This is a genomic window from Bacillus sp. KICET-1 (assembly GCF_027721405.1).
In the GTDB taxonomy this organism is placed as follows: Bacteria; Bacillota; Bacilli; order Bacillales; family Bacillaceae; genus Bacillus; species Bacillus velezensis.
Genome location: NZ_CP113515.1, coordinates 972975 through 990011, shown reverse-complemented (window position 1 = coordinate 990011; position 17037 = coordinate 972975). Strand labels below are relative to the sequence as shown.

The 17037-nt window shown below is 42.7% G+C and carries 18 protein-coding genes and 1 pseudogene; 5 read left to right on the top strand and 14 right to left on the bottom strand.

Going from position 1 to position 17037, the window contains the following annotated elements:
* Window positions 1-45: 45 nt before the first annotated feature.
* Window positions 46-1062: an FUSC family protein gene (locus OVA33_RS05105; RefSeq protein WP_014419320.1), complete on the bottom strand. Its 1017-nt coding sequence runs from the start codon at window positions 1060-1062 to the stop codon at window positions 46-48.
* Window positions 1063-1379: 317 nt separating this feature from the next.
* On the opposite strand from OVA33_RS05105, the pseudogene OVA33_RS05100 reads away from it, so the two are divergent.
* From OVA33_RS05100 to OVA33_RS05085, 4 genes and pseudogenes are all read left to right on the top strand, one after another.
* Window positions 1380-1933: pseudogene (locus tag OVA33_RS05100) on the top strand (Pathogenicity island protein).
* 58 nt (window positions 1934-1991) lie between these two features.
* On the top strand, window positions 1992-2153 hold the full coding sequence (locus OVA33_RS05095) for a hypothetical protein (protein ID WP_017418518.1): 162 nt from the start codon (window positions 1992-1994) through the stop codon (window positions 2151-2153).
* Between the two features lie 249 nt (window positions 2154-2402).
* Window positions 2403-3446, top strand: coding sequence for a ParA family protein (locus tag OVA33_RS05090; protein WP_014306149.1), 1044 nt, complete (start codon window positions 2403-2405; stop codon window positions 3444-3446).
* A 47-nt stretch (window positions 3447-3493) separates the two neighbouring features.
* Window positions 3494-4063, top strand: coding sequence for a HEPN domain-containing protein (locus OVA33_RS05085; protein ID WP_017418517.1), 570 nt, complete (start codon window positions 3494-3496; stop codon window positions 4061-4063).
* Between the two features lie 1495 nt (window positions 4064-5558).
* Here the strand turns inward: OVA33_RS05085 and OVA33_RS05080 are convergent.
* The 7 genes from OVA33_RS05080 to OVA33_RS05050 form a co-directional block, all read right to left on the bottom strand.
* A complete protein-coding gene (locus OVA33_RS05080; RefSeq protein ID WP_017418515.1) occupies window positions 5559-5735 on the bottom strand; it encodes a hypothetical protein in 177 nt (58 codons plus the stop codon).
* Window positions 5736-5826: 91 nt separating this feature from the next.
* A complete protein-coding gene (locus OVA33_RS05075) occupies window positions 5827-6669 on the bottom strand; it encodes an HNH endonuclease (RefSeq protein ID WP_017418514.1) in 843 nt (280 codons plus the stop codon).
* Window positions 6670-6755: 86 nt separating this feature from the next.
* On the bottom strand, window positions 6756-7235 hold the full coding sequence (rlmH, locus tag OVA33_RS05070; RefSeq protein WP_025650077.1) for a 23S rRNA (pseudouridine(1915)-N(3))-methyltransferase RlmH: 480 nt from the start codon (window positions 7233-7235) through the stop codon (window positions 6756-6758).
* Between the two features lie 80 nt (window positions 7236-7315).
* Complete coding sequence (locus tag OVA33_RS05065) at window positions 7316-7486, bottom strand: CxxH/CxxC protein (RefSeq protein WP_004393147.1); 171 nt, start codon at window positions 7484-7486, stop codon at window positions 7316-7318.
* A 153-nt stretch (window positions 7487-7639) separates the two neighbouring features.
* The gene (locus OVA33_RS05060) at window positions 7640-7810 is read right to left on the bottom strand and encodes a hypothetical protein (protein WP_007407875.1); all 171 of its coding nucleotides are present in this window, start codon (window positions 7808-7810) and stop codon (window positions 7640-7642) included.
* Between the two features lie 289 nt (window positions 7811-8099).
* Window positions 8100-9263, bottom strand: a complete 1164-nt coding sequence (locus tag OVA33_RS05055; RefSeq protein WP_128974157.1) for a hypothetical protein — start codon at window positions 9261-9263, stop codon at window positions 8100-8102.
* A gap of 10 nt (window positions 9264-9273) precedes the next feature.
* Window positions 9274-10023 carry a YiiX/YebB-like N1pC/P60 family cysteine hydrolase gene (locus OVA33_RS05050; RefSeq protein ID WP_063636570.1) on the bottom strand — a complete coding sequence of 250 codons (750 nt, stop codon included), beginning with the start codon at window positions 10021-10023 and terminating at the stop codon, window positions 9274-9276.
* A gap of 181 nt (window positions 10024-10204) precedes the next feature.
* On the opposite strand from OVA33_RS05050, the gene OVA33_RS05045 reads away from it, so the two are divergent.
* Window positions 10205-11185, top strand: a complete 981-nt coding sequence (locus OVA33_RS05045) for an aldo/keto reductase (RefSeq protein ID WP_017418510.1) — start codon at window positions 10205-10207, stop codon at window positions 11183-11185.
* Window positions 11186-11214: 29 nt separating this feature from the next.
* Here OVA33_RS05045 and OVA33_RS05040 read toward each other — a convergent pair whose 3' ends face one another.
* From OVA33_RS05040 to OVA33_RS05015, 6 genes are all read right to left on the bottom strand, one after another.
* Window positions 11215-11688, bottom strand: a complete 474-nt coding sequence (locus OVA33_RS05040) for a GNAT family N-acetyltransferase (protein WP_063636571.1) — start codon at window positions 11686-11688, stop codon at window positions 11215-11217.
* A 37-nt stretch (window positions 11689-11725) separates the two neighbouring features.
* Complete coding sequence (locus OVA33_RS05035) at window positions 11726-11860, bottom strand: hypothetical protein (protein WP_017418508.1); 135 nt, start codon at window positions 11858-11860, stop codon at window positions 11726-11728.
* Complete coding sequence (locus tag OVA33_RS05030; RefSeq protein ID WP_017418507.1) at window positions 11847-12962, bottom strand: response regulator aspartate phosphatase; 1116 nt, start codon at window positions 12960-12962, stop codon at window positions 11847-11849. The genes OVA33_RS05035 and OVA33_RS05030 overlap by 14 nt, the downstream gene beginning before the upstream one ends.
* A gap of 131 nt (window positions 12963-13093) precedes the next feature.
* Window positions 13094-13984 (bottom strand): arginase, encoded by an 891-nt coding sequence (rocF, locus tag OVA33_RS05025; protein WP_004393135.1) that lies wholly within the window; start codon window positions 13982-13984, stop codon window positions 13094-13096.
* 73 nt (window positions 13985-14057) lie between these two features.
* A complete protein-coding gene (locus OVA33_RS05020) occupies window positions 14058-15458 on the bottom strand; it encodes an amino acid permease (RefSeq protein ID WP_025650080.1) in 1401 nt (466 codons plus the stop codon).
* Window positions 15459-15681: 223 nt separating this feature from the next.
* Window positions 15682-16887: an ornithine--oxo-acid transaminase gene (locus OVA33_RS05015; RefSeq protein WP_026092280.1), complete on the bottom strand. Its 1206-nt coding sequence runs from the start codon at window positions 16885-16887 to the stop codon at window positions 15682-15684.
* Window positions 16888-17037: the final 150 nt, after the last annotated feature.

The window sequence follows — 17037 nt, the reverse complement described above, 5'->3', positions numbered from 1 at the left end:
TCATATCTGCATCTGTATATCCGTATTCTTTTTTTCCGGAAAACATTACAAACGCTTCAGCAATTTCTTCGTTTCTAAAAAAAAAGAGTCTTTATAGACCTTATGACCGGGCGGCGGGTGCGACAGCATGTCGGAACGGAGAGATTCCAATAACATGACCTGTTCCTTCTGTTTCCAATTGTCTGTTTCACCATGCTGTATGCCTTTAAAACCCGCAAAGTATTCACTTAACACTTGTAAATCATTCCCCAGCTCCCTTTTGTCACTTGAAGATAAAGCTCCTTCTTTTTCCCATTCTTTTAACGTTTTCACTATATTTGATAGATACTCAAATCCGGCGTTCAACTTTTGCATCTCTATTTGATAGCTTGAAATGATGATTTTATGTTTTTTTCTGACGGGGTTGAATTTTAAGCTGTCAGAGGCTGTTTGCAGCATCTCTTTTGCCGTATGCAGCTCCCGCAGAAGATGGTTCATTTTATATTCCATAAGGTTCCCTTTTCCTTGTCCCCACTCTGATTGCACCCATTTGGAGAGGTCTGAAAGTGTGCCGGAAAGCTGACGAGCCAATGTTTGAAAAGAGTCCGCTGCCTTTTTTGTGTAGTCCGGCGGAAAAAGGAACATGTGAACCAGAATGGCGATGATGACGCCGATCACCGTATCGATGATTCGGTCGAATGCATAATCTTTAGAGTTCCGTTCAAACGTAAAGACCAACAAAATGGTGAGCGCTGCCTGATGTAAAACCGTTACATCTATTCGTAACCACTTCGCAATGTAAGTACCGCCTAATAGGAACAGCCCCAGCATCCAGCCATTCATTGGCAAGTGACTGACAAGATAGGACGTTAGCATGATCCCAATCGCAGTTCCCGCAATACGATGAAAAGAAAAGCGAATCGACTGATCTATCGTTGGCTGCAAACATAAGATAACAGATAGAGGCGCTAAATAGGGATGATCAGAGCCCGCCAGTTTTGCCGCTTCCCAAGAAACAGCAGATGCAATCGCCATCTTCCAAACCAAAGATGTTTTGTTTTGAATTTTTTCACTTTTCACCATACACCCCCTCCTTTCAGAAACCTTTTCCACTAGGTTTCCGTGACGCAAAGGGATTTATACTGTCGTATGGAAAAAGCGGAAGATGGGAGAACGTTAGCAAATGATACATTATTTACTACTCTTTGCAGGTGCTTCACCTTTCTTGATAGCTTCGCCCCAGATATGAAGCCTGTCCCCCTATGCCTTTCGAAGGGAAACATACAAACCGTGTTGGTTAATGTGATGAAATTGGGTGAATTTTTTATCATTTTATATGGTAAGGGTTTAAGATGCAGATTGCCTTTGTTAGTATGGCAACCAAAGGAGGAGGATCAATTATGCAAAGCAGAATGAAGCTAACCGCAGTGAAACTGGCAGCCTTGGTATTCCTAGCAGGTGCCTTTGCCCTCCCGGTTTTACCTCATGCTGCGGCTGCTGCAGAATCCCAAGCTACATACAAAGTTGAAAACCTCAACGACAGTGAGCTGAAGATGACGTTCAATCATGCAGATGTTCATATTGACGCTAAAGGCAATGCAACCCTAAAAGACAACATAACGGGCGAGGAGCAGGCTCTTCCGAAAAGCTCTGCTGACAAAAATGGTGACCCCGTTACACTGAATATGAAAAAATCAAAAATGGCGTTTTAGTCAAAGTCGTAAACAAAGACGCTGGAAAAACGAGCGGGTCAATCAGCACCCAATCAGTCGGGAAATGTATTTTAGGTACTGGCGGTGGTGCGGTAACTGGAGGCGGCACACTGGGTCTTGCAGGAGCTGCTGTAGGAACAGTCACAATACCCGGTATCGGAACAGTAGGAGCGGGTGCCGTCGGAGCAATTACCGGCGCTGTTGGCGGCGCAATGACAGGAGCTGCCGCATCTTGCTTTTAACCATGAAGAAAAAGGGGCCCGCGCCCCTTTCTTTTACTAACTATGGAAGGTGGTCGACATGTACAAAATCATCATTCCTTCAATACTAGCCATCTTCATTCTCTGGATACTCTTACAGATTTCCCTGGAGATAAACATCGTTAAGAATCCATTGAATTACTTTATTGTATTCATTGTCTTCTTTCTCTTTATAAAGATGGTGAAAGAGAAGCAACAGTAGGTTGCTTCTAATCAGCTGTGGGAAACCAGATTTGTATCGGAATCTGGTTTTTTTGTGTTTTATTCACTATAAGTTAACAGGAGAATTCGCAGTAAAATTGAATATTGACGACAAGTCATTGACCCTTTAAATTTTTAAGTTTACTTACAACCTAAAAATACAGTTATTAGAATTTAATCTATCCATTTCTTCATGATTATGGATATGATATGATATAATGTATCTATCATCTAGAAAGGATTGAATTTTTTGACTAGCAAATCAGATGAATTTAAAATCATTTCTGTTTTTAATCATAAAGGTGGTGTAAGCAAAACTACCACAACTTATAATATTGGTTGGAAACTAGCAGACAAAGGATATAAAGTTTTATTAGTAGATGGAGATCCACAATGCAACTTAACAGGTTTACTATTAAAAGAGGATTTTGAAGATTATTATGTGGGAGAGAATAGCTATAATAATATAAAAGATGCTGTTCGTCCTGCATTTGAAGGGGCACCTCAACCAATTAAACCTATTGAGTGTTATTCACCATCAGAAAATCATAATCTCTTCTTGATACCTGGCCACATGGATTTGTCAGAATATGATCCAGCTCTTAGCTTAGCTCTGAATAGTAATAATGCAATTACTACTCTCCAAAACCTACCAGGTTCTTTTTATGAACTAATACAACTTTGTGTCGACAAATATTCAATTGACTATGTATTAATAGATATGAATCCTGGATTAAGTGCTATAAACCAAACATTTTTTATTTCTTCTGACGCATTTATAATTCCAACAAACCCAGATCCATTCTCTATAATGGCCTTAAAAACAATGAGCAAGATACTACCAAGATGGAAACAATGGGCTAATAACTTTGCTCCCGTTTTTTCCAGTGCAACATATCCACTCCCACAAAGAAGCCCTAAGTTTGCTGGTGAGATTATTCAAAGATTCAATTTACGCAATAAAAAACCGGCAGCTGCTTATAAAGATAAGATTACTGAAATTCAGAACTTTATTGAGAATGACTTCCTATCTACTTTAAAATCTGTTGATATGGTATACGATATTACAGAATCTAAAGCAGCTAATTATGTCGATTCGTATTGTTTAGCTCAAATACCCGAATTTGGCGCTTTAAACCAAAGATCTCATGAACATGGTGTGCCAATTTTTTCATTGAGTGAAGAACAAATGGGAACAACCGGACCAGTTAAAGCTCAGATGTTAGAGAAACAAAGAGAGATAAATTTCATTTTTGAAAAATTAACAAACGCAATTGTTAAAACAATAAAATGAATTTGGCAATCAATCAGTTTAAAATAATAATCAAAGAAACACAGCAAATGACAACTGTTTATGAGCACTTTAAAATTCCATTAGATGATTTACTAAGATGGCAGTGGACTCAGGCTGTCTCAGCCTTAGATAAATATATACATGACATAATAAGAATTGGTCTCATTAAAACATTTAATAAAGAGATAACCCCTACCAAAAGTTTTAATAGTTTTCCTATACCTGTTTCAATTATTGATGACTCATCTTTTATTTCACATGCATTTGAACAATTTATAGTTAAAAAATTGGCTTTTAATTCGTATCAAACTGCAGAAAAGATTAATGAAGGGTTATCATTAATTTGGACAGAATCGCATAAGTGGCAGACTATTTCAATTCAAATGGGGGTGGAAAAGAATTTCCTTACTAAGAAGTTGAATCTTATTGCTCAGAGGCGTAACCAAATAGTCCACCAAAGTGACTACCCCTCATTTTATCTTGAAAAAGAAAAACTTAATCCTGCTCAAACTGAAGATGTAATTAGTTTTATCAATCAAATAGTTGAAATAATACATTATGAATTACAAAGAGAATTCACCAATAGGAAAATAATTAAAAAAGGTAATCTACGTTGATTACCTTTTTTTAATTACCCCATTTAGAATTAACTGTACAAAGAACAAACATACCAATAACAACATACCTCCAATATTGAAAATATTGAAATAAAAAGTCAAATTAATACAGCCTATAAAAAAAAGGATTCCTTAATTATTAAAATTGAGAATGTTAAACTTTTTACCTTCTTTTTTTCGGTTCTCAAACCATTTTTTAAGTACTCATCACTGACTAATTTTCTGACAATTAGTTTTTCATATTTGTTCAACTGTCTACCTAAGCTTTTTCTAAGTGTTATATATGATTTGATAATTGAAACTAGATATATAATATTAACCTCTAAAGAAATGGTAAAAAGTTGATTATTATCTAGATGGTTATTTCTTTTGAAACGATCATAATTACTCATACCTAAAGGAAAGGAATGGACACTATTAGAAAATAAATTATATATACCTTTCTCTACATCCTAATTTCCAGTACTCATTTTTCTTTTAATACGATAATTTAAATGGTTTTTTACTTCTTACATTTCCTGTAGTTGTTTTTTAGTTTCTTTAAATAAAAGCCTTTGTTTAAAACCTGCTTTCTTTTTAAAATACCTTCTCTCTAAGTGGTCCCGCAATTTTATATAAAATCTAGTGCCTTATTTATGTGAACATCTGTCGTTTTAATTTTAAGATATTTTGCTACTGCTCTAATTCTAGAATCTTGTTAGATATATGTAAATACATAACAAATTAATTATCTTCAAAGAGATAAAGAAAGTCTACCACTCCCCTCACTGTAAATGATTTAACATTTATTATAATAGGGCTCTGCATTTTCATCGACACCTTCTGCGGCCCATACCATTACCTACAAGGCAAATTATAATAACTTTAACAAATAATTTTCTTGCGGCACTCGGGATCTCCCCTTTAGGTAATGAATCGCTGATAGATTTCGCATGTGGATACTCATTGTAAAAATTATTCCATTCGAAATGAACTGTCCTATTAATTTACAGTCGTCCTCAGGTATTGTGTTGATTCTGACATTCTCAAGCAAGGTTTTTATTTGTATGACAGAATGATCTGGTTTAGCTGTAATTGCATATTTCAAACAATGTTCTATAAGTGCTAACATCTCAATGCCTGTAATTTCGTTATCATTAGGGTGAGCAGAACTAGCATGATTCCGCAAATAATTGACATGCTCAAGCCTCTTGAAAGTAACATCATTGATTAATCCGATTCTTCTACAAATCTCAAGTAAATCGTGTCTGATATAGCCTCTAAATCTTCCTCTAGGTGTAAATGCTTATACCGTGATGAGAGAGCTTCCGCGCTATGTTAAAAAAATGTTGTAAATCAAACTTTGAAACAAGATATCTTACTGCTTTAATCGTTTCATCCCATAAAAAGTTTAAAGCGCCATCAAATAACCCAATCGTTACAGCGGACAGTAACTACTTAGATAAGTAAAATGCCTTCACATGCTCGTCGTAAGGTAAAACTTCTAACGTACTTTCTAGTGAGAATATGACTTTTCTTCTTTCTTCAATTGGTGAAAGAACATATTTTCAGTAGGCAGTCCCATCCTTACAAGCATATTAGCTAAGGGTTGGTTTAATGTAGCAATGGAATTATCAATTTTAGCAGGTGAATAATCAGCAGGAATAATTTCAAAAGCACTGCTCTTCTCCATAATATACCCCTATGTAAAATATTCCACAAAGAAATTTCACCTAATAACTAAGAATTAGAAAATGCAGAAATAGTTCAGATTAAACTTAATCTTAATTTAATCTACCTACTTCATAAACATTAGCATTTCCAGGGACGTCCTGAAATATAAAACCGAATTTTTGTTGCGACCATATCAAGAAATGTCCATTATTCTGCCCACATTCAGGACAATGAATTGTTGAACTATTATGCGTATCTTTATTCCATGTACAAATAATAAAGTGTAAACCACATTCGAAACATTTTACTTTCTTTTGGGTGTAGGTAGCAGTAGTTTGAATCAAATTACTAATTAGTTGTTTACCTTCCTCAGTTATTTCAATTAAACTTCCAGTCGTATTTATTAGACCATTTGCAAGTAACTCTATAACAAAATCAGGATACTGTGCTTTCCCATTAAATTTTTTAAATATATATTGTCCACCAATATCTATAAGAATCGAATCCTCTGTTGTTTTACTAAAAGTTGCTGGTTCTCCTTCACATAGAATGGTAGACAATAATTCTATTGCTTCAGTACTTAAAGCCTCATCTCCAACCTCTCTGTTAAGTTTATTTGTTTCAGCTAATATAGACGATATTAATTCAATTTCTTTTTTATCTATTGAACCACTTTTAGGGAGCTGACCTACTCTAACCAATTCATAAACATCATCCCTAATTTTTTTAAGTTCTTTCTCAGAAAAATTTTGTGTCATTTTTGTTTTTGTATGTATACTCGCATGACACTCTATACAGACAGGTATCAAATTATCAAAATCATCTGATCCTCCATCAGCCTTTTCACGTATATGGTGAACCTGAACATGTAATGGTTTAAATACTCTGCAGACACAACAAGTTCTAGCACTCTTAGCTAAGACTTCTGAGCATACTTCTAAAGTTAATGCCATATTTAGTCACTCCTAGTGTTTTATATTTAAAAAATAATCATTAAATTTGTTTATTTCGACAGATAATTCGATTTTCCCGTTTACCATCACTTATGATAAGGCTCCCCACGATTAATCCGAAACGCCCGATAAACCTGCTCCACTAAAATCAGCCGCATGAGCTGATGAGGAAACGTCATCTTTGAAAATGACAGTTTGTCGTCTGCCCGTTTCATGACGGCGTCGCTTAGGCCGAGTGAGCCGCCGATGACGAAGGTGATTTTGCTTTTTCCATAAGTCGCCAGCTTATCTATTGTATCGGCCAGTTCTTCGGATGTTTTCATTTTTCCTTCGATGGCGAGGGCGATGACGTGGGTGTCCGGGCTGATTTTGGCCAGGATGCGTTCGCCTTCTTTGTCTTTGACGATTTTCATGTCTTGGTCGCTCAGGTTTTCCGGGGCTTTTTCGTCCGGGAGTTCGATGATGTCGATTTTTGCGTAGGCTGAAAGTCGTTTTTTGTATTCTTCAATGCCTTGCTTGAGGTATTTTTCTTTTAGTTTTCCAATTGTCACGATATTGATATTCACAGGTCATCCCCACTTTAGAAACAAGTTATTCATATATATTGTCCACAATTGTGGATATCTTTTCTGTATTTTGTGTAGGATCATTCGTTCCCTACTAGATATGTTGCAGTGTCCCCACATAATTCACAGGCTGTGGATAAACTGTTAGTATGTTCGATTTTTCTGATTTCGGGCGGAAGCTCATGATCATCTATGTACATGTCCAGCACGGTTTCGATATGTTCTTCACAAGAATAATAAGCGGTTTTCATTGTTACGTCCTCCGGTTTTCTTTTGCACGCGGCAATTGTTCTCTTTTCAATATAACCTATTTATACACATGTTAGTAGTGCTTCGGGCTGAGTTTTATCCACAATTCGGCAAATCACGCGCAAAAAGAGCCGGTGTTTTCAGCATCCGGCTCTTTACGTGTTTTCTCTTTTTTCTAAGCGAAGGACGAACAGAATTCCTAATAGACACGCCAGCAGTGTAGAGCAAACATCAATCCAGTCCGGCTTTCCGCCGTTTAAAAAAGAGTTGGTTATTACGGAAACCAGGAGAATGGTTACGGTCACCGCGGCAAGCTTTTTCTTCATCGGCTCCCTCCTAAATTCCTCTATCTCTATGTTCGGTCGGCTTTTCTCTTGTTATATAGCCTTATCATAAGGGTCACAACGATATATACAATCATAATCAATGCCCCGTTGCTCATATCAGGGTATCCAATCAACATATTCATTATGACAAAAACAATGGTTATACAAATGACGGACAACAATAAGAAGATACTGAATGATTTCAAATGAACACCTTCTTTCTTGCAGTAACATTTCATTATAAAAAGCTTACCAAAAGCGGCAAGCTCTTCCGATATGTTTATACTCTTCAAAACCCACCCATCACCTGCACATCATACAGCTTGAGATGGCTTTTCGGCGTGATGATGTTTTTTAAGTTTGGGATGGTCAGGCCGTTCAGTTTTTTGCCCGTTTTCAGGTCGAAGGACTCGATTTTGGCGGGCTGTTTGTAGCTGTACGTGAACAGATACAGCTTTCCGTTTTGATGCGTCAGTTCTTTGAAGTCGGCTTTCATTCGTGATGCGGGGAGCTTGAAGGCTTTTTTGCTTTTTCCGGTCTCAGAGTTGATACGGTACACGTTTCCGAAGCCGTCAACGAAATAGAAGCTGCGCCGCTCCATGAAAAAGCTTTTTTTGAAGCTGAACGGCATGGAGTCATAGATCGTCTGTTCGTCATTATTATAAGCGGCGATGTCATACGTTTTGATGGCGCCGCTGTTTTTCATGACTTTCACCATTTGATAGATGTGATCTGCTTTTTCCCCTCTGGTGACAAAGCAGACGGCGCTGTCGTCCGCTGCGAGCTGGGATTCGACAGACGTGCCTTCTTTGTACGTCCATGTCGCGATTGATTTTGTATGGAGCTTTTCTTTATCGGCCTGAATGTCTTGGACGTGATAGCCTTTTTCGTCATCTGTCGGCGTGAGTGCGAAAAGATGATCTTTAAAAAAGCCTGAAGCGCGGATGTAATGCGGGATGACGTCTTGCTTCCAGCTGCCGTCAATCTGGCGGTACAGCTCTGAGCGATAGCTGCCGCCGCTCTTGTCGTAGCCCGAATTATACAGCGTGTAAAAGCCTTTCGCCCGTTCGATATATCCCGCGCTGTCTCCCGTATGCTGGTACGCTCTTTTATACGTGTGAAGGCCGCCCTGAACGGTGTAGATTCCTTTTTTGTCCTCCAGCAGCACGCTTTCGTCATGCACTTTGGCCGATCCGAGCTCAAGCCCCTTCATTTGATAAGAAGAAAGCCGCCCTTTTTCATCGGCGAAGAGGGCGTAGCTTTTTCCGCCGCCGAACGTGTCTTGGTCAGCCGCAGTGGAGAAATACAGCAGCGCCTCTTTATCTTTCAGAAAATCAGGGTCATTTAATGTGTCTCTCGCAACCTCCGCAGGATCTTCCGTGGGGAAATAGAAGAAGCATAAGACCGCTGCGGCGGCGATGATCACTAAGGGTATCGAGATGATTTTTTTCACGTTGTTCTCCTTAGTGAATGGTCAGGATCGTGGTTGTGTAGGACGAGCTTGTGATGTCGCGCGGGTATACGCCTAAGCCGCCGTTAGAGTCGATATCAATCCCCGCTTTTAAAAGGAATGCCGACCACAGCAGTTTTGAGCAGTTTTTGGCGCCTTCATGGCCCGTATTTCTGTTATTGACGAAGTTGAAGGAGTACTCATCACCCACTCTTGATACGGCCCAGTCAGCGGCGGCTTGTTTTTGGGCATCAGTGACTTTCACGGTCTGAACGATTGAATTGTCTTCGACTTCTCTGCCGTTATACGCAATCTGGCGGACGCCGTCTCCCGGCACGGATTCAACAATTTTATCAGCGGATGAATACATGCCGACATGCCCGTGATTGTAATAAGCCGTGTATGAGTTCGTGTAATAAATATTGCCTTTTGTGCTTTTCGGAAGTTTTTTGGTTCCTGACGATCCGCCCATTGCAGAGATTCCTTCTTTGGAAGTGATTACATTTCCTTGCACCTTGTCTGCCGTGATTTCTTGATGAAACTGCTTGAGAATTGCTTCTGTTGAAACGTGCTTCTGTTTGGCAAGCTCTTTGGCGGATTGGAGAACGTCTTGAGGAGTCGTGCCCTGCTGAAGGTCTGCGATTTCTTTTGCGTAGCGGGCTGTTTCTGTTTCTTTCGCTTTTACATTCAAACCGGAGAATGACAGAACCATGGTGAATGACAGGGCAAACGGGAGGACGGCTTTGAACAGCTTTTTACACATTGACTTCGCCTCTTTTCTTTAAGGTTAATTTTTCCACGTTTTCATTATATGACGAAATTGCGATAAAAAAATATACAACTTACAGATTTTTAAAAATTTTATAACAATATGTAAATCATATACATAAATCATTTTCAAATATCAGGAAATCCGGTTATCATACAAGAAAGGGGGAGGACATATGAAGGACAGAACAATCGGTTCGATGCGGGTTTCCGCAATGGGATTAGGGTGCATGGGCATGTCGGAATACTATGGCAGCCAGAGTGAGGAAGAGTCGATTTCCACACTGCATCATGCCGTTCATCTCGGCGTGAATTTGTTTGATACGGCTGATCAATATGGATTGGGTGCGAATGAAGAACTTGTCGGCAGAGCGCTTGCCCCATTCAGAAAGGAGCTGTGCCTCGCGACGAAATTCGGTTATGTCCGAAGCGAAAAGGGTGAGTTTATCGAAATTAACGGACGGCCCGATTATGTGAAAAAAGCGTGTGACGCCAGTCTGAAACGCCTTGGGACGGATTATATCGACCTTTATTATCTGCACCGGGTTGATCCGCGGGTGCCGATTGAAGAAACTGTCGGCGCCATGAAGGAGCTGATTGACGAAGGAAAAGTGAGGTATATCGGATTGTCAGAGGCTTCCGCAGAAACGATCAGGCGCGCCGTCCGCATTCACCCGATTGCCGCGCTTCAATCGGAATATTCTTTATGGAGCAGGGAAGCGGAGGAGCATGTGCTGCCCGCCTGCCGTGAGCTCGGCATCTCATTTGTGCCTTACAGTCCGCTCGGCAGAGGTTTTCTTTCCGGAAAGATGACGTCGACCGATCAGCTGGATGCCGATGATTACAGAAGAAGAACGCCGAGATTCCAGGGAGACAATTTGGCGGTGAATATAGGGCTAGTCCAAAAACTTACCGCCATTGCCCGGGAAATGAATATCACCGCGCCTCAGCTTGCGCTCGCATGGGTTCTCGCAAACGGCGATGACCTCATTCCGATTCCGGGTACAAAAAAGAAACACTACTTGGAAGAGAACCTCGCCGCTCTCGACATTGTGCTTCCGGAGGATGTGAAGGCGCGGTTGGATGAGATGTTTCCGATCGGAACGGCGGCCGGCGAGCGTTATCCGGAACAAATGATGACATTGTTAGATGAATAACAAAAGAGGCCCATCGTGCGGGCCTCTTTTCATGACAGCTTTTTGCTCATGATGACATCCGTCTCCAGAAATCCCGTCTTCTCATACAGCTTCCGCGCCGTTTCGTTATGAGCGAACACATGGAGAGAAATCTTGCGGACACCCAGGTCTTTGGCTTTGTCCTCCAGCCTTGCGAGCGTCTCTTTTGCATAGCCTTTGCCGCGGAAAGGCGGATGAAGGCCGAAATCATAAATAAATGCGTCCTGCTGCGGGTTGTCCGGATCGGCGTGCAGCCACAGCCAGCCGGCATTTTCCTTTCCGTCCAATGTCAGCGTCCATAAATAGTGATCGGCCGTCTCCAAGCCGTCAGGAAGCAGGTCTTCAAACGCCAGTTCCGCTAATTCCGGCGCTTCGTCAGGCAGCCACGTTCCCGCTTTTACCTTTTCTTCAGCGTAATGCTTGGTTGAATGAGCGAGATAGGACTGAAATTCTTGTCCTGTCATCGGCTGCAGCGTGATAGCCATTGAATCACTCCTTACACGAAAGCGGTATCATGCAGTATTATCCGAAGGCTCCGTTTTCCGCCGGTTTTATGATTTGTTCGACTTGTGCCGTTGAACCAGTTTGCGCAAATAATCCAATCGAAATGAGACTTGCCAAGGCTGCTGAGAGTACAATGAATTTACATGTTTTCATTACGAATCCCCTCCGTTAATCTCAAAATTTGGTCATTGGCATCAATTGATTCCTGAAAATACTTCGCCGCCGGTTTGTATTTCTCCTGTTTTTTAAAATGCGCCGCGGCCTGATACGACAAATCGGAAACGTCACTCCACAGCTCTTTCCTTCTTAACTCGGCGAAAGCTGATTCAAGCGCTTCTTCATTGCGGTCAATAAAGACATGCTGTAAAATGCGCAGCTTTTGGGTGTATACAGGCTCGTTTTTTTCTTCAGCAGCATTCAGCGCTTTATGCAGCCAAAACCGGCCCTCATCCGTCTTTTCCTGCTTCAATAACACTCTGGCCAGCATGTACAGACTCCGCACCGAATACGCTGATCGCAAATGCTCCTTTTGATCAAGAGCCGTTTCAAACTCGACCCGCGCCTCTTCCAGTTTTTCCTGTCTTTCATAGCAAATGCCTGCGTTAAAGTGGGCGAGCGCTTCAATATGCGGATCGCCCGCTTTGGCGGCTTGATGAACCGCCGTCTGCAGGAGCTCTTCGGCTTTCTGATAGTGGAACAAGTCCATTCTGTTACAGCCGATCACCATTAAACACTGTGCTTCTCTGACCGCGTACATTTCATTGGCTTTGTAGATCTCCAACGCTTTTTCCGCGTGGTTCATCGCAAAGTAGTTTTGGCGGATTTCATAGTAGGCAATCGCCACTTGATAATTAAACTCGGCTCTTTCAATCTCATTCGGTATGTGCCGGAGCCTGCTTTCAGCAATCCGGTAAAAATTAATGGCGTTCATAAACCGTTTACGGTAAAACTCGTGCATTCCGGAAAAGAAATAATAATAGTATTGAATCATCTGGTCTGTTTTTTCTTTATCGGCGTTCAGCTGGATCGTTTTTAAAATGTCGTCTGTTTTCTCATACTCTTCCATCAAAAGCTTATAGCGGGAATCAATTAAATTAAAATAAAGGAGCACTGTTTGATTTTGTGTCATATTTTGCAGATCCGTAAGCAGTTGTTCTCTTAACGCCTCAGCCGATTCAGTGTTGTGCTTTTTGATTTCCTCATACCAGTCACTGATTTTTTTCGCAACTGTTTCGTGGGCCATCACTTCAGCCATCTGTCAAGACACCTCCCTTTCCCATTTTGTGTAATAAATATATCATATTTACAGGTCCAAAAAGAGGGTGGAAGCCCGCTAGTTTCCTCGTGGCAACAAAAAAAACCTCCGCAGGTGCGGAGGCGCATATTTTATAATAGTTTTTTTCCTAACAAAGATTCTACCAGCTCGACCGCTGTTTTGCCGGTTTTGTTTTTGTGATCGAGGATCGGGTTGACTTCGACAAATTCAGCTGAAGTGATGATGTCGGCATCATACAGCATTTCCATTGCCAAGTGGCTTTCACGGTAGCTGATGCCGCCGACGACAGGCGTGCCTACGCCGGGTGCGTCGCTCGGATCAAGGCCGTCTAGATCAAGGCTGAGGTGAACGCCGTCACAGTCTGACAGGTAGTCAATGGTTTCTTCAATGACCTTTGTCATGCCGAGGCGGTCAATCTCATGCATCGTATAGACTTTCATGCCTGTTTCCTTAATGTATTCACGCTCGCCTTCATCAAGCGATCTCGCGCCGATGATGACGACGTTCTCCGGCTTGATTTTCGGGGCATACCCGCCCAAATTCACCAACGTGTCGTGCCCGACGCCGAGGCTGACGGCCAGCGGCATTCCGTGAATATTGCCTGACGGCGATGTTTCCAGGGTGTTTAAGTCGCCGTGCGCGTCGTACCAGATGACGCCGAGCTGTTTATAGTGCTTTGCCGTTCCTGTCAGCGTTCCGATCGCGATGCTGTGATCGCCGCCCAAGACGAGAGGGAACCGCTCATTCTCAATGACGCTGTCCACCTTTTGGGCGAGCTGCTCGTTCCCCGAGAGCACAGAGTTCAAATTTTTCAGATCTTCATCATTTTTGAGTTTTTCACGATTGACGGGGATGTCGCCTAAGTCTTCCACCGCATACCCCATGTCAGATAACCGTTCAATGAGATGCGCGTAGCGGATGGCGCTCGGGCCCATATCCACTCCGCGTCGTGCTTGTCCTAAATCCATCGGCATTCCAATAACTGAGATATTCTTGTTCATCCGTTTTTCCACCTCAACATGTTGTATGTTGTCCTGTGCGGGTTTCTCAAAGATGACTTGGACACGAAAAGATTTAAAGCTCTATCTGTTTTTCTGACTGCTTATGCTTTTTTACATACAGATGATAGACGATAACGCACACCGCCATGAACGGGATGCCGCAATAAAGGGCGAGCCGCTGTTCTGAATCAAATGCGAGACTGATCAGAACGACCGTATTTAACGTCAGCCCGATAATAGGCAGCACCGGGTACAGCGGTGCTTTAAACTTCAGGTCTTCCACTTTGCCGCCTTCGCGGATGTATTTCCGTCTGAACATCAGCTGTGACAGGGAAATCGTGATCCAGCCGACCTGCGCGCTTAGTCCGGCTAATGATAAGAGAAACATATAAACGGTTTCCGGCGCTGCCACTTTAGACAGCAGGGACAGGCAGGCGACGGCCAGCGTCACGATCAAAGCGTTCATCGGCACGCCGCGTTTAGTTGTTTTGCCGAGCGATTTAAAGGCTTGTCCTTCGTTCGCCATGGCATATAAGATACGCGTCGATGCAAACAGGCCTGAGTTGGCCACTGAGAGCAGCGCAATTAAGATAACAAAGTTCATAATATCGGCCGCATATGGAATACCGATTTGTTCAAACACCACGACAAACGGGCTTTCGACCACTCCCGCCTGCTTCCACGGAATCATGCCGGCAATGACGATGATGGAGAGAACGAAAAAGACAAGCGTTCTCCATACCGTCTGCCGGATAGAGCGCGGAATCGTTTTCTCGGGATTTTCACTTTCTCCCGCGGCAACCCCGATCAGCTCCGTTCCCTGGAACGCGAAGTTTACGGTAATCATCGTAATAAGCATAGCCTTAATGCCGTTCGGAAACAATCCATCCTCATAAAAATGAGAGAAGAAAGGAGCCTGCTCGCCGTGTTTCATGTCAATCAGGCCGAACATGGCGGCGCCGCCCAAAATAATAAACAGCAGAATGACTACAATTTTAATGCCGGAAAACCAAAATTCCGACTCAGCGAACGCTTTTGTGGTAATGGCGTTCAAAAGAAACATCAGTCCGACAAACACGAGGCACCACACCCATACGGGAACATGCGGAAACCAGCGGAGCATCAATTGTCCCGCAGATAAAAACTCAATGGCGCATGTCACCGCCCAGCCGAGCCAGTACAGCCAGCCGAATGCGAAACCGAAAGCGGGGCTGATGAATTTGGTTGCGTACGTCTGAAACGACCCTGATACGGGAAGGGCAACCGCAAGCTCGCCTAAGCAGAGCATGGTCAAAAACATAATAAAGCCGCCGACCAGATAAGACAGAACCGCGCCCAGCGGTCCCGCCTGGTTAATTGTAAATCCGGTACTCAGGAAAAACCCGGTGCCGATCACTCCGCCCAAAGAAATCATAAACAAATGGCGTGATTTCATTGTGCGCTGAAGCTGATTCTCTTTTTGATTTGTATTCACTATTCTGCACCCCTTCAGCAACTTGTATTGGAACCAAGCCGGTGCTTTGAAACCGATTTGCTGTCCAAAGAGCCTCTATTTGTATATGAATGTTATATGAAATTCATTTTCGTACATAAAGATACATTATACTAAAATACTGTCGCCGCGCAAATAGAGTGTGCTGAATTTTTTATTTGTAAATTCCATACAAGCCGAGGGAAAGCATTGCCGCATCAAGGTTTTACGCGTTTTGAAGCACGTTTGTGATCTTTTGGACCGCCCAGTCCAAGTCTTCCTTGGAAATCATTAACGGCGGTGCAAAACGGATCACGGTATCATGTGTTTCTTTGCATAAAAGCCCTTCGCCTTTCAGCTTTTCACAGTACGGACGGGCCGCTTCTGTCAGTTCAACACCGATAAACAGGCCGCGTCCGCGCACGTCTTTTATGATCGGGTTATCAATTTTCTCTAGCTCTTCTTTAAAATACCGGCCAAGCTGAAGGGAACGCTCTGCCAGCCCTTCTTCCTCAAGGACTTCAAGAGATGCGAGCGATACCGCGCAAGCGAGCGGGTTTCCGCCGAATGTCGAGCCGTGGGAACCCGGGTTAAACACGCCGAGAATGTCACGGTTCGCCGCAATGCACGAAATCGGGAAGACGCCCCCGCCGAGCGCTTTGCCTAAGATGAACATATCCGGTACGATATTTTCCCAGTCAACCGCGAATGTTTTCCCTGTGCGGCCGAGTCCCGTCTGAATTTCATCAGCGATCAGAAGTACATTTTCTTCCTTACAAATGGCTGCCGCTTCTTGTAAAAATCCTTCCGGCGGAATGACGATGCCCGCTTCTCCCTGAATCGGTTCGAATAAGAAAGCGGCTGTGTTCGGCGTGATCGCCCGGCGCAGCGCTTCCGCGTCTCCGTATGGAATTAATTTTATACCCGGAAGCATAGGTCCGAAACCGCGTTTATACTCATCTTCTGAAGAAAGGGATACCGCAAGCATCGTTCTGCCGTGGAAGTTGCCGATACACGCAATGATTTCCGCCTGGTTATCCGCTACTCCTTTGACCCCATATGCCCAGCGTCTCGCCGCTTTGACAGCGGATTCAACGGCTTCCGCCCCCGTATTCATCGGCAGAATCATATCTTTTCCGGTCAGCTTGGCTGTTTTCTCATAAAACGGACCGAGCTGATCATTATGGAACGCGCGTGACGTCAGAGTGATTTTATCCGCCTGATCCTTCAGCGCCTGAATGATCTTCGGATGTCTGTGCCCCTGGTTCACCGCAGAATAAGCACTCAGCATATCCATATATTGATTACCTTCAGGGTCTTTTACCCAAACACCCTGCGCCTCGGAAATAACAATCGGCAGAGGATGATAGTTGTTCGCGCCGTAATGTGAAGTTTGGCTGATAATTTCTTGAGATTTTGTGAAAGCTGACATAATCTGATTCCCCCTTGTTTTGTAATCATTCAACATTAGATCTTGCTTTCCCTTTTTATAAAGCAAGTTCCGTGCCAATCCGAAAAAACGGGATGTTTCGCCAACATTCTTTCTTTTCCCGCAAAATTTTCCGGCAGTTTGCGTGCAAAC

What these genes read in the sequence shown, in the direction of transcription:
- OVA33_RS05085 (WP_017418517.1), top strand. Translation starts at nt 3,494, where the DNA reads ATGACAACTGTTTATGAGCACTTTAAAATTCCATTAGATGATTTACTA.
- OVA33_RS05105 (WP_014419320.1), bottom strand. Translation starts at nt 1,062, where the DNA reads ATGGTGAAAAGTGAAAAAATTCAAAACAAAACATCTTTGGTTTGGAAG.
- OVA33_RS05050 (WP_063636570.1), bottom strand. Translation starts at nt 10,023, where the DNA reads ATGTGTAAAAAGCTGTTCAAAGCCGTCCTCCCGTTTGCCCTGTCATTC.
- rocF (WP_004393135.1), bottom strand. Translation starts at nt 13,984, where the DNA reads ATGAACAAGAATATCTCAGTTATTGGAATGCCGATGGATTTAGGACAA.
- OVA33_RS05030 (WP_017418507.1), bottom strand. Translation starts at nt 12,962, where the DNA reads ATGGCTGAAGTGATGGCCCACGAAACAGTTGCGAAAAAAATCAGTGAC.
- OVA33_RS05080 (WP_017418515.1), bottom strand. Translation starts at nt 5,735, where the DNA reads ATGGAGAAGAGCAGTGCTTTTGAAATTATTCCTGCTGATTATTCACCT.
- OVA33_RS05040 (WP_063636571.1), bottom strand. Translation starts at nt 11,688, where the DNA reads ATGGCTATCACGCTGCAGCCGATGACAGGACAAGAATTTCAGTCCTAT.
- OVA33_RS05060 (WP_007407875.1), bottom strand. Translation starts at nt 7,810, where the DNA reads ATGAAGAAAAAGCTTGCCGCGGTGACCGTAACCATTCTCCTGGTTTCC.
- OVA33_RS05045 (WP_017418510.1), top strand. Translation starts at nt 10,205, where the DNA reads ATGAAGGACAGAACAATCGGTTCGATGCGGGTTTCCGCAATGGGATTA.
- OVA33_RS05035 (WP_017418508.1), bottom strand. Translation starts at nt 11,860, where the DNA reads ATGAAAACATGTAAATTCATTGTACTCTCAGCAGCCTTGGCAAGTCTC.
- OVA33_RS05075 (WP_017418514.1), bottom strand. Translation starts at nt 6,669, where the DNA reads ATGGCATTAACTTTAGAAGTATGCTCAGAAGTCTTAGCTAAGAGTGCT.
- OVA33_RS05065 (WP_004393147.1), bottom strand. Translation starts at nt 7,486, where the DNA reads ATGAAAACCGCTTATTATTCTTGTGAAGAACATATCGAAACCGTGCTG.
- OVA33_RS05015 (WP_026092280.1), bottom strand. Translation starts at nt 16,887, where the DNA reads ATGTCAGCTTTCACAAAATCTCAAGAAATTATCAGCCAAACTTCACAT.
- OVA33_RS05095 (WP_017418518.1), top strand. Translation starts at nt 1,992, where the DNA reads ATGTACAAAATCATCATTCCTTCAATACTAGCCATCTTCATTCTCTGG.